General features: G+C 55.9%; 11 protein-coding genes and 1 riboswitch. Of the genes, 5 read left to right on the top strand and 6 right to left on the bottom strand.

The genetic code is table 11. The annotated features are described in order from the left end of the window. Nucleotides 1-119: 119 nt before the first annotated feature. Nucleotides 120-1,481: a prephenate-dependent tRNA uridine(34) hydroxylase TrhP gene (gene trhP, locus ACWKX3_RS01840; protein ID WP_454541172.1), complete on the top strand. Its 1,362-nt coding sequence runs from the start codon at nucleotides 120-122 to the stop codon at nucleotides 1,479-1,481. A gap of 255 nt (nucleotides 1,482-1,736) precedes the next feature. Here the strand turns inward: trhP and ACWKX3_RS01835 are convergent, their stop codons facing one another. Together ACWKX3_RS01835 and ACWKX3_RS01830 are read right to left on the bottom strand one after the other, a co-directional pair. After that, nucleotides 1,737-2,075: a contact-dependent growth inhibition system immunity protein gene (locus ACWKX3_RS01835; protein WP_137272351.1), complete on the bottom strand. Its 339-nt coding sequence runs from the start codon at nucleotides 2,073-2,075 to the stop codon at nucleotides 1,737-1,739. A 7-nt stretch (nucleotides 2,076-2,082) separates the two neighbouring features. After that, nucleotides 2,083-2,895, bottom strand: coding sequence for an RNase A-like domain-containing protein (locus tag ACWKX3_RS01830; RefSeq protein ID WP_454541171.1), 813 nt, complete (start codon nucleotides 2,893-2,895; stop codon nucleotides 2,083-2,085). 423 nt (nucleotides 2,896-3,318) lie between these two features. Here ACWKX3_RS01830 and yegS point away from each other — a divergent pair, with 423 nt between their 5' ends. Next, the gene (yegS, locus tag ACWKX3_RS01825) at nucleotides 3,319-4,218 is read left to right on the top strand and encodes a lipid kinase YegS (RefSeq protein ID WP_454541170.1); all 900 of its coding nucleotides are present in this window, start codon (nucleotides 3,319-3,321) and stop codon (nucleotides 4,216-4,218) included. 173 nt (nucleotides 4,219-4,391) lie between these two features. On the opposite strand, the gene fbaB is transcribed toward yegS, so the two are convergent. Beyond that, nucleotides 4,392-5,444: a class I fructose-bisphosphate aldolase gene (gene fbaB, locus ACWKX3_RS01820; protein WP_454541169.1), complete on the bottom strand. Its 1,053-nt coding sequence runs from the start codon at nucleotides 5,442-5,444 to the stop codon at nucleotides 4,392-4,394. 251 nt (nucleotides 5,445-5,695) lie between these two features. Between fbaB and ACWKX3_RS01815 the strand changes: the two genes are divergently transcribed. From ACWKX3_RS01815 to ACWKX3_RS01805, 3 genes are read left to right on the top strand one after another with little or no spacing between them, the layout of a single operon-like run. Further along, the gene (locus tag ACWKX3_RS01815; protein ID WP_006176350.1) at nucleotides 5,696-6,973 is read left to right on the top strand and encodes a nucleoside permease; all 1,278 of its coding nucleotides are present in this window, start codon (nucleotides 5,696-5,698) and stop codon (nucleotides 6,971-6,973) included. Further along, nucleotides 6,970-7,974, top strand: a complete 1,005-nt coding sequence (locus tag ACWKX3_RS01810; RefSeq protein WP_101737306.1) for an ADP-ribosylglycohydrolase family protein — start codon at nucleotides 6,970-6,972, stop codon at nucleotides 7,972-7,974. Before ACWKX3_RS01815 ends, ACWKX3_RS01810 begins: the two co-directional genes overlap by 4 nt. Beyond that, complete coding sequence (locus ACWKX3_RS01805) at nucleotides 7,971-8,924, top strand: PfkB family carbohydrate kinase (protein WP_454541168.1); 954 nt, start codon at nucleotides 7,971-7,973, stop codon at nucleotides 8,922-8,924. The genes ACWKX3_RS01810 and ACWKX3_RS01805 overlap by 4 nt, the downstream gene beginning before the upstream one ends. Here the strand turns inward: ACWKX3_RS01805 and ACWKX3_RS01800 are convergent. From ACWKX3_RS01800 to thiM, 3 genes are read right to left on the bottom strand one after another with little or no spacing between them, the layout of a single operon-like run. After that, nucleotides 8,898-9,644, bottom strand: a complete 747-nt coding sequence (locus ACWKX3_RS01800) for a GntR family transcriptional regulator (protein WP_006176355.1) — start codon at nucleotides 9,642-9,644, stop codon at nucleotides 8,898-8,900. The two genes, ACWKX3_RS01805 and ACWKX3_RS01800, sit on opposite strands and share 27 nt — an antisense overlap. Before the next feature lie 42 nt (nucleotides 9,645-9,686). Then, a complete protein-coding gene (gene thiD / locus ACWKX3_RS01795; RefSeq protein ID WP_006176356.1) occupies nucleotides 9,687-10,487 on the bottom strand; it encodes a bifunctional hydroxymethylpyrimidine kinase/phosphomethylpyrimidine kinase in 801 nt (266 codons plus the stop codon). Further along, complete coding sequence (gene thiM / locus ACWKX3_RS01790; RefSeq protein ID WP_454541167.1) at nucleotides 10,484-11,254, bottom strand: hydroxyethylthiazole kinase; 771 nt, start codon at nucleotides 11,252-11,254, stop codon at nucleotides 10,484-10,486. Before thiM ends, thiD begins: the two co-directional genes overlap by 4 nt. A gap of 35 nt (nucleotides 11,255-11,289) precedes the next feature. After that, nucleotides 11,290-11,387, bottom strand: a riboswitch (TPP riboswitch). Nucleotides 11,388-12,100 lie beyond the last annotated feature (713 nt).

Genomic DNA, 12,100 nt, shown 5'->3' with positions numbered 1-12,100 from the left:
CAAAGGCTTTACCTCCCCGCCCCGCAGCGCTACAATGCCCGCCCTTAAAGTATGGGAACTCCCCCTACCGCGTCACCTGGTGCTCGCGGATCTGACCTGTCATCAGAATGAGAACAAACATGTTTAAACCGGAACTCCTTTCCCCGGCGGGAACGCTGCAAAATATGCGTTACGCCTTTGCCTATGGTGCCGATGCCGTTTACGCGGGCCAGCCGCGCTACTCGCTGCGCGTGCGCAACAACGAATTCAACCACGAGAACCTGCAGCTCGGCATCAACGAAGCGCATGCCCTGGGCAAAAAATTCTACGTGGTGGTCAATATCGCGCCGCACAACGCCAAGCTGAAAACGTTCATCCGTGACCTGAAGCCGGTGGTGGAAATGGGACCGGACGCGCTGATCATGTCGGACCCGGGTTTAATCATGCTGATTCGGGAGAACTTCCCGGAAATGGACATTCACCTCTCCGTTCAGGCTAACGCCGTTAACTGGGCGACGGTGAAATTCTGGAAACAGATGGGGCTGACCCGCGTCATTCTGTCTCGTGAACTGTCCCTCGAAGAGATTGAAGAGATCCGCACTCAGGTGCCGGACATGGAAATTGAGATCTTCGTCCACGGCGCGCTGTGCATGGCCTACTCCGGCCGCTGCCTGCTCTCGGGGTATATCAACAAACGCGATCCTAACCAGGGCACCTGCACCAACGCCTGCCGCTGGGAGTACAACGTTCAGGAAGGCAAAGAGGACGACATCGGTAACATCGTGCACAAGCACGAACCGATCCCGGTGACTAACGTGGAACCGACGCTCGGCATCGGCGCGCCGACCGACAGCGTGTTTATGATTGAAGAGGCTAAACGTCCGGGCGAGTACATGACTGCCTTTGAAGACGAGCACGGCACCTACATCATGAACTCCAAAGATCTGCGCGCCATCGCGCACGTCGAGCGTTTAACCCAGATGGGCGTGCATTCGCTGAAAATCGAGGGTCGCACCAAGTCTTATTACTACTGCGCACGCACCGCACAGGTTTATCGCAAGGCGATCGACGATGCAGCAGCCGGTAAACCATTCGACACCACCCTGCTGGAAACGCTGGAAGGGCTGGCGCATCGCGGGTACACCGAAGGTTTCCTGCGCCGTCACACCCATGACGACTATCAGAACTACGAGCACGGCTACTCCATTTCTGAACGCCAGCAGTTTGTCGGCGATTTCACCGGCGAGCGTAAAGGCCCGCTGGCAGCCGTCGCGGTGAAAAACAAATTCACCAAAGGCGACAGCCTGGAGCTGATGACCCCGCAGGGCAACATGAACTTCACGCTGGAGCATCTGGAAAACGGCAAAGGCGAGGCGATTGAGGTCGCACCGGGCGACGGTCATACCGTATGGCTGCCGGTTCCGGAAGAGGTGGAGCTGGAGTTTGCGCTGCTGATGCGCAACTTTGACGGTGAAAACACCCGCAATCCGCACGCAAAATAGTTGATTAGGGAAATTTTTTCACGCTGGGATAATTCTTAGAAACGGATCACATACCGCTTCGCTCGTTACGGGTATTATCCCCCCGCTGAAAAACATAACCCATAAATGCTAGCTGTACCAGGAACCACCTCCTTAGCCTGCGTAATCTCCCTTACGCGGGCTTATTTTTTTGCGTCAAACCACCGGACATTGTTTGACGCCGGTTTCACGACCGCTCGGTCTGGATCAGAGTGCGTAGAGCTCGCCAGCTGTATACTAGAAATGCGACAACTCTGTTGAGTAACCTTTGGCTGTCATGTAGCTTATCAGTCGGGCTTTAACAGTACTGAGCCATTCCTGCGCTGTCATATTCCAAAGGTCAGGAGCAAACTCACCTTTGTAACGAGCAATAAGCACTTCATACCCATCAGATTGGTTTTCTATTTCGTTAATATTAGCAAGAAGCATCCGTAAATTAAATTCTGTGGAAGTAGTCAAGTACTCGTCAAGAAGCTTATTAAAATCACAATCTTCAACAATAAGATCGCAATCTTGCCCGAAGTAAACAACAACTAATGTATCAAGTTCGCATGGTTTGCTGGAATCAGTATTCATAAGTACCTTATGGTGCCGGATATGCTGTCAAAATGAAGTAGGTTTTATCACCATAGCGTCTGGCTTTAATTATCACCCGAACAGTATACGCTTTTTTGACTTCCGTAGATCCTCTATCAACATACCTTCCAACCGGGTAAGGAAAGCTATGCTCCAGAGGTAATTTAGCTTCGGGCTGCATATATTTTAATGCGCCGGTTAATTGACCACGTTTTACTGAAAGAACTTCTGATATCAATAACTCTGCTTGTTTTATACTATTAAAGCTACTCACCCGAGAAAGTCTCGTTGTTGTGAGACGTGTAATCATTTGCTCTGGAGTTTGACCAATATGCCGCGCAATTGTATGCCCGAACGTACCGCCTTCATGCGCCAGCAAACGAATACGGCCAGAATACACTGAGCCAACTCTAGCGGCACCGGCTGCACTTGCGAATGCAAACGGAACAGCGAGATCAACTGTAACACCGACTTTATAGGCAACATCAGGACTTGCACCCAATCCGGTAGCTGCAAACTCTGCCAGTTGAGCGGTTGCTGTAGCAGCCTGTCTGCCCGTAATCACCTGCTTAAATGACGCCGTTAGGGTATCGAGACTATGGGAGCCAACAACAACACATCCTGCTTTAGATAACATTGTGGGTTCAGGAACCACGCACAAAACGCCTGCACCGAACATTTCTACAACGCCGCTTACAACGCCCAGACCGCCCCATAAACGGTTACTCATTGTTTCTCCTTCGCTGACAGTTTTACCACGTAATATAGCGGCCATCTGTACCGGAGATATCGTAACGGTAAGCCCATCCTGGGTTTGCATATAAACTCCCTTTTATCATTAAGCAGTTAAAACCGAGGTTATTATCCATTAGATGCACGGTCAATAATGATTCATCAGCTTACGCCTCGCGCGTATTGCTCGTTGTTTAACGCCGCCTGCCCTTCAAACACGTTTCAGCCCCGGTAGCATTACGTTTATTGGGTCTGTGCCTGTGAGATATTATCCGGGAATTTCGGAATTTTGGCCGGGCTTGATACCTTAAATTGCGGATGACTGATATCGCCTCCTGCTGCCATAACCCTTCCGCCCAAAGTACACGCATGGGCTAACGTGGTTTAACGCCTCTGCGTAACCTGGGTAGCTTTAGTGTTAGCCTTATTTTTTGCCTTTCGTCCTGTTCTTACCCGCTTTTCCCCTCCCTGAGATACACTCTTGGTAGACCAAGAAAAGGGAGCAACGTGGATGGCAACCTATCCAGACAGTTTATTGATTCTTAATGGTAAAAGTGCAGGCAATGATTTGCTGCGTCAGGCGATCGACGAACTGCGTGAAGACGGCGCATCAATTCACGTCCGGGTGACGTGGGAAAAAGGCGACGCGGCGCGCTATATCGATGAAGGGAGACACCTCGGCGTTGATACGATTATTTCCGGCGGCGGCGACGGTACTATTAACGAAATCGCCGGGGCGCTGATCGACCTCAACCCGGCGGACCGCCCGGTGATGGGCATTCTGCCCCTTGGCACCGCCAACGATTTTGCCACCAGCGCCGGCATCCCCGAGGATTTTATGAAAGCGCTACAGCTGGCGATCCTCGGTAAAGCCACCGCCGTCGACATTGCACAGGTGAACGATCAGACCTGCTTTATCAATATGGCTACCGGCGGATTCGGCACGCGCATCACCAGCGAAACGCCGGAAAAGCTGAAGGCCGCACTCGGCGGCGTCTCCTATTTGATTCACGGCCTGATGCGTATGGACACCCTTAAGCCGGACAGCTGTGAAATCAGCGGTGAGAATTTCCACTGGCAGGGCGATGCGCTGGTGATCGGCATTGGCAACGGTCGCCAGGCGGGCGGCGGACAGCAGCTCTGCCCGGAGGCGTTGATTAATGATGGGCAGCTACAGCTGCGGATCTTCACCGGCGACGGGCTGCTACCCGCGCTATTTACCACCCTGACCCAGCCAGCAGAAAGCCCGAATATTATCGACGGAAAATCCGCGTGGTTTGAGGTGGTCGCCCCAAACGGTATGACCTTTAACCTTGATGGCGAGCCGTTGAGCGGCGATCGGTTCCGCATCGAAGTTGTCCCGGGCGCGCTGCAGTGCCGGTTGCCGCCGGACTGCCCGCTTCTGCGCTGATGTTTTTGCCGGGTGGCGGCTACGCCTTACCCGGCCTACAAGTCTCGCTCTCCCTGTAGGAGGGAGGAAAAACAGTCCCGTGCGACGCCCTCCCTCATGAAGGACGAGGCTACAAGGCAACTCCGCCCGATTCCCTCTCCCACCGGGAGAGGGTCAGGGTGAGGGGCAAAACGTTACGCGATCGTCACTTTGCTATCCAGATAGACATTCTGCACCGCATTGATCAGCTTCACGCCGTCGGCCATGGTTTTCTTGAAAGCCTTACGACCAAGGATCAGCCCCATGCCGCCCGCGCGTTTGTTGATCACCGCCGTACGCACCGCGTCAGTGAGGTCGGTATCACCGCCCGCCGCACCGCCGGAGTTAATCAGCCCGGCGCGACCCATGTAGCAGTTCGCCAGCTGGTAGCGCACCAGATCGATCGGGTTTTCGCTGGTCAGCTTGCTGTACACGCGGTCATCGGTGTAACCATAGTTCACCGCCTTGTAGCCGCCGTTATTCTCGGCCATCTTCTGCTTGACGATATCCGCGCCGATGGTGGCCGCCAGATGGTTCGCCTGGCCGGTGAGGTCGGCGGAAACATGGTAATCCACCCCGTCTTTTTTGAACGCGTTGTTACGCAGATAGGCCCACAGCACTGTCACCATACCCAGCTCATGCGCGCGTTCAAACGCCGCAGAAATCTCCTCAATCTGGCGACGCGACTGTTCGGAGCCGAAGTAGATGGTCGCGCCGACCGCGACCGCGCCCATGTTGAACGCCTGCTCAACGCTCGCGTAGAGCGTCTGGTCGTATTCCGTCGGGTAGCTCAGGGTTTCGTTGTGGTTGAGTTTAACGAGGAACGGAATGCGGTGCGCATAGCGGCGCGACACCGAGGCCAGCACGCCATAGGTGGAGGCCACGCAGTTACAGCCGGCTTCAATCGCCAGCTCAACAATGTTTTTTGGGTCGAAGTAAAGCGGGTTAGCCGCAAAGGATGCCCCTGCGGAGTGCTCAACGCCCTGATCTACAGGTAAAATAGAGAGGTAACCCGTGCCGGCCAGTCGTCCGGTGTTGTAGAGCGTCTGCATATTTCGCAGTACCGCCGGTGGACGGTTGTTGTCCACCATTACGCGATCTACGTAGTCGTGACCAGGCAGGTAAAGCTGGTCGGCTGGAATGGTCATACAACGATGCTGTAAAAGGCTGTCGGCGTCTTTGCCAAGCAACTGCGCAATATCAGTCATAGTGATGCTCCCGTAAGTCCGACGTGATGTCGGCGTGTGTTATCCAGTCCCACCGTGTTGTGGGCAGACTAAGCCTGGTACCGACTTAACAGATTTTCCACCATCTGCAACTTTTTTAAGCACAATCTGCTGGCTCGTTTCGGTTACAACAATTTTGTTACACCGATCAAACAATCGCCTTAAAGGTATTTAAAAGGTATTATTAGATGGTATGTTAAAGGCGTACCCTCTCTGACATGCAGGATTAAACAATGAAAACGAAAGTCCAACTGTCATTCATGATGTTTGTTGAATGGTTTATCTGGGGCGCATGGTTTGTGCCACTGTGGCTATGGCTCAGCAAAAGCGGTTTTACCGCAGGGGAAATTGGCTGGTCTTACGCCTGTACCGCCATCGCCGCGATCGTCTCGCCGATCCTCGTCGGCTCGCTGACCGACCGTTTCTTTGCCGCCCAGAAAGTGCTGGCAGTGCTGATGTTCGCCGGGGCGGTGCTGATGTACTTCGCTGCACAGCAAACCCAGTTCAGCACCTTCTTCCCACTGCTGCTGGCCTACTCATTAACCTACATGCCGACCATTGCGCTGACCAACAGCATCGCCTTTGCCAACGTGGATGATGTCGAAGCCGATTTCCCGCGCATCCGCGTGATGGGCACCATCGGCTGGATCGCCTCCGGGCTGGCGTGCGGTTTCCTGCCGCAGATGCTGGGCTATAACGATATTTCAGATACCAATATTCCGCTGCTGATGACCGCAGCCAGCTCCGCGCTGCTCGGCGTGTTCGCGCTGTTCCTGCCAAACACCCCGCCGAAAAGTACCGGCAAGCTGGACGTCAAAGTGATGCTGGGGCTGGACGCGCTGATCCTGCTGCGCGATAAAAACTTCCTGGTGTTCTTTATCTGTTCGTTCCTGTTCGCCATGCCGCTGGCCTTCTACTACATCTTCGCCAACGGCTATCTCACCGAAGTGGGCATGAAAAACGCCACCGGCTGGATGACGCTCGGCCAGTTCTCCGAAATCTTCTTTATGCTGGCCCTGCCGTTCTTCACCAAACGCTTTGGTATTAAGAAGGTCTTGTTACTGGGCCTGATCACCGCCGCCATCCGCTATGGCTTCTTTGTTTACGGCGGCGCGGAACAGTACTTCACCTATGCCCTGCTGTTCCTCGGCATTCTGCTGCACGGGGTGAGCTACGACTTCTATTACGTAACCGCGTACATCTACGTGGACAAAAAAGCGCCCGCGCACATGCGCACCGCGGCGCAGGGCCTGATTACGCTGTGCTGTCAGGGCTTTGGTAGCTTGCTGGGTTACCGCCTGGGCGGCGTGATGATGGAAAAAATGTTCGCATATAAAGAGCCGGTGAATGGCTTGACCTTCAACTGGGCCGGGATGTGGACGTTTGGCGGGATCATGATTGCCGTGATCGCCGTGCTGTTTATGCTGTTTTTCCGCGAATCGGATAAAGAGATCACCGCAATTGAGGTGGTTGATGGCGATACCGCGCTGACACGAGGGGAAGTTAAATGAAACGAGAACGTATTCTCGGTGCTCTTTACGGGCAGGCGTTAGGGGATGCGATGGGCATGCCGTCGGAGCTGTGGCCACGAACGCGCGTCAAAGCGCACTTCGGCTGGATTGACCACTTCTTACCCGGCCCGGCAGAAAATAATGCGGCCTGCTATTTCAACCGCGCCGAATTCACCGACGATACGTCAATGGCGCTGTGCCTGGCCGACGCCATTATCGAGTGCGAGGGGGAGATCAACGCCGACGTTATCGGCAAGCATATTCTGCGCTGGGCGCTGGACTTCGACGCGTTTAATAAGAACGTGTTAGGGCCAACCTCCAAAATTGCCCTTAACGCCATCCGCGACGGCAAACCGGTCAGCGAGCTGGAGAACAACGGCGTCACCAACGGTGCGGCGATGCGCGCTTCCCCGCTGGGCTGCCTGCTTCCCGCCACGCGTCTGGCGCATTTTGTTGAGCAGGTGGCGCTGGCCTCCAGCCCAACGCATAAATCCGATCTGGCCGTTGCCGGCGCGGTCGTGATTGCCTGGGCGATTACGCGCGCCATCGACGGTGAGTCCTGGCAGAACATCGTCGATGCCCTGCCGGGGATCGCCCGCGCGGCGCAGGAGGCGAAATCCACCACCTTTAGCGCTTCGCTTGCGGCACGCATTGAGCTGGCGCTGAAAACCGTGCGCAACGCAAACGGGACAGAATCCGCCAGCGAGCAGATTTATCAGCTTATCGGGGCGGGAACCAGCACCATTGAGTCCGTACCTGCGGCTATCGCGATGGTTGAACTGGCCGGGACCGACCCGAACCGCTGCGCGATCCTGTGCGCCAATCTGGGCGGTGACACGGACACCATCGGTGCGATGGCAACGGCAATCTGCGGCGCGCTTCACGGCGTGCAGGCGATTGACCCGGCGCTTAAGGCCGAGCTAGACGCCATTAACCAGCTTGATTTCGGCCACTACTGCGAAAAACTGCTGCACTACCGGGAGCAAAGGGAGGGCGTATGAGTTCATTTGCCCACAGCCTTGCCACGCTTACGGCCACGCGTCCGGTAACGGTGCTGGGCGCGGCGGTCATTGACGTGATCGCCGATGCCTACGCCCTGCCGTGGCGCGGATGTGATATCGAGCTAAAGCAGCAGGGGGTGAACATTGGCGGCTGCGCGCTGAACATCGCCATTGCCCTGAAACGCCTTGGGATCGAGACGCAAAATGCCCTGCCCGTCGGGCACGGCGTGTGGGCGGATATCATTCGTAACGCCATGGCGAAGCAGGATCTGCACAGCGCCATCGAGGCCGAATCCGGCGATAACGGCTGGTGCCTGGCGCTGGTCGAGCCCGACGGCGAACGCACGTTTATGTCATTTAGCGGCGTGGAAAACCAGTGGCAGCAGAGCTGGCTGGATGCGCTGAACGTGCCGCCAGGGAGCCTGGTCTCGTTGTCCGGGTATCAGCTGGCCTCGCCGAGCGGTGAACGGCTGACGCGCTGGCTGGAAGGACTGCGGGACGTCACCGCGTTTATCGACTTCGGCCCGCGCATTGTCGATATCCCCGACGCGCTGATGGCGCGGATCATGGCCTGCAAACCGATTGTGTCGCTTAATCGCCAGGAGGCGGATATTGCCGCTGAACGAGCGGGTATGCATGTCGACACCCTCGGCGCGCAGTGGCAGCAGCGTTTCACCGCGCCATTGATCGTACGGCACGATAAAGACGGTGCTGCATGGTACGACGGCGACGCCTCGGGCTACGTGCCAGCGTTTTCAGCAACGGTGGTGGACACCATTGGCGCGGGCGACAGCCACGCGGGCGGCACGCTTGCCGGCCTGGCGGCGGGCTGGAGTCTGGCGGATGCGGTACGGCTGGGAAATGCGGTCGCCGCGTGGGTGGTCAGCCACCGCGGCGGTGACTGTGCCCCCACGCGCGAGGCGCTACTCCTCGCACACAAAGACGTATAAATCGCTGCGACAGTAGCTAATACTGTACTCAATCGGCCGGTGCTGTTGGTCAAGCGCAACTTGCTTGATCACCAGCACCGGTATTTTTTCGTCCATCTTAATGTGGGTCTGGAATTCAGCGTCCGGCATCCGCGCGCTGACGCGGGAGCGGGTGCGCTGGGGGTAGATATTCTGGCTGCGGAAATAGTCGTACAGCGAAACACCGATGGCATCGGGATCGGGGATCAGCCCGACCGGCACCCAGGATTCCTCAATCGACACCGCATCGTCATCCACATAGCGGATGCGTTTGAGCAAAAAAACCTGGCTGTCCGGCGGAAGGGAAAGATGGTTAGCCACCTCTTCCGGGCAGGTCACCACCCGCTTGTTGACCCACAGGGTGTTAGGCTTTTGGCCGCGTAGCACCACCTGCTGAGAAAACCCGCGCGCTTCCTTGAGCGAATATTCGAAGATATTGTTGATTTGTGTGCCGTAGCCGCGGGCGCGCGTGACCACGCCCTCCTCCTCCAGCGCCTGCATCGCTTTACGCACGGTGATGCGTGACACCCCGGTCAGCTGACTCAGGTCACGTTCGCCCGGCAGGATATTCCCGTGTGCCAGCACGCCGCTGCGTACTGCGTTTTTAACCGTTTCGGCAAATTTCAGGTACAGCGGCGTATTATCGGGCGCGGCGATCCGTTCATTGAGTTGGGCGATCAACCGGGTATGCGCTTGTTCCATCTCTGTTTTTCTCAGGCGAGGTGTATTCTGTCAGTATACGGCTTACCACCATGCATGAAAATGGTGAACAGGGCCAATACCGTGACCCACTTCCAGAGAATCGGCTTTTGCCAGCGCGTGTGAGAGCCAGACTTTGGCCTCCTGCACCGTATCGGCCCAGTTCGTATGGCGCGGACGCAGCGCCGCCAGCGCGGCAGAGAGCGTGCAGCCCGTCCCGTGGGTGTTTTTGGTCTGCACGCGCGGAGCGGTAAAACGTTGCGCGCCGTCCCGCGTGAACAGCCAGTCCGGGCTTTGTGCATCATCCAGATGTCCGCCTTTCATCAGTACCGCACCGCAGCCCATCGCCAGCAGCGCGGCCCCCTGCTCTTTCATCTCCCGCTCATTTTGCGCGTGACACGCGTTCAGCAGCGCGGCGGCTTCCGGCAGATTCGGCGTGATCAGCGCCACCTGCGGCAGGAGCTTTTTACGCAGCGTCTCAACGGCCGACGCGGAAAGCAGCGGATCGCCGCTTTTGGCCAGCATCACGGTATCAAGCACCACGTTTTGCACCTGGTAGCGGTTAAGCCGTTCCGCCACCGCTTCAACGATATCAGTCTCGGCCAGCATGCCGATTTTGGTGGTATCAATGCGCACGTCGCTGAAAACGGAATCGAGCTGCGCCGCGACAAAATCCGGCTCAATGCGATAGACCGACTGCACGCCGCGCGTGTTTTGCGCCACCAGCGCGGTAATGACGGAGCAGCCGTACGCCCCAAGCGCCGAGAAGGTTTTCAAATCGGCCTGGATCCCCGCGCCACCGCTCGGATCTGTGCCTGCGATAGTCAGTGCGTTGATGCGTTTCATGCCTGCACCTCCAGCGTGTACAGCGCGTCGAGGAAGGCGCTGGCAAAACTGCCCGGACCACGGCTTTGCGACGCGGCAAGCGTGCCGGCACGCTTCATAAATCCGCAGGCGGCCGTGACGTTATCCAGCCTGTCGCCGGGAAGCGAGCAGCTGGCCGCAACCACCGCCGAGAGCGCACAGCCGGTGCCCACTACCCGGGTCATCAGCGGATCGCCCCCGGCCACCGTGCGGGTACGCTGTCCGTCGGTGATGTAATCCACCTCACCCGTCACCACCACTATCGCATTGGTTTGCCGTGTCAGTGCCTGTGCAGCAGGTACCGCGCTGGCGGCGGTATCGGTGGTGTCTACCCCGCGTCCGCCCGCGCTCATGCCGGCCAGCGCGAGGATTTCCGAGGCATTGCCACGAATGGCGGCGGGGCTAAGGGTGAGGATTTGATGGCAAAAACGGCTGCGGAACGCCAGCGCGCCTACAGCAACCGGGTCAAGCGTCCAGGGCTTTCCTGCCGCCACGGCGCGCTCAATGGCGCGGCGCATCGACTGCGCGCGCGGTGAAGTGAGCGTGCCGACGTTAATCAGCAGTGCATCAGCAAGCGCGGCAAACTGTTCAGCCTCTTCTGCTTCAATCACCATGGCGGGCGATGCGCCCAGCGCCAGTAGCACGTTGGCGGTAAAGGTCTGCACGACGTCGTTGGTCATACAGTGCGTGAGCGGGGAACGGGTGCGGAATTGATGTAAAACGTGTAAATCGAGCAGGTCAGGCTGCATGGTTTCGCTCCTGCCTTGCGTGAAGAAGCGATGACCGGGAAGGCATCTGACTTCCCTACGCTGGCATTATCCAGATCAGGTAATACGGGTATTTCTCAGCCTTCATTTAAGAAGGGCACCCCGAGTCAAAGAGACACCAGTATAACGAATTAGCGCCCTTTGTTTAATCTATTTTTTTGACTTTTAAGAAAGGCATTTTCACGTAATACCCAGTGAGTTTCATTCGAAATAATAACCTGAAACTGTGCAATTACACCTCTACATAATAACCTTGAAAACATTACTCCAATTAACGCATGTGCAATCAACGACTTATCTTCAGAACGCCATAAAAAACACATAAGTTAATGTTTACATTAATATTTTACACTCACTCTCACTGTTGCAATTCGTGCTTAACGTGATCTTAATCAAAGTTTTAAACGTCACCTTACTGGATAGTTCACCCCAGTTATCTTTTTCACTTTTATGAAACCCCATGCGCGGGTTCGTATAAACACGATTATATTAACCTTTAGTTCGTTAGCAATAATAACGAAAACAGTCACCAACATGTCTAAATATATATTTCTCTCTGCCGCCCTCTACATGATGCTTATTACTCTCGGGATCTGGATTGGCGTGATGTACGTTTCTTATTATCTGTGTAGGTTATAAGGCAATAACATGAAGAAGTTGATGATGATAGTCATAAGCACGGCCATGCTTGCGGGATGTGTCTCGCCTGAACAGCGGATCGCGAATTGCACCGCGAAAGGGGTGAGCTACGATACATGTTATCTCTCTGAGCAACAAAGGCAGCAAAGCATTACCAATGCGTCCCTCTCCGCGGCTTATGCAAACGCG

The sequence above is a fragment of the Enterobacter sp. UPMP2052 genome, from assembly GCF_053709675.1.
Note: the sequence above shows the minus strand (reverse complement) of the source record. Positions and strands in the feature narration are given on the sequence as shown.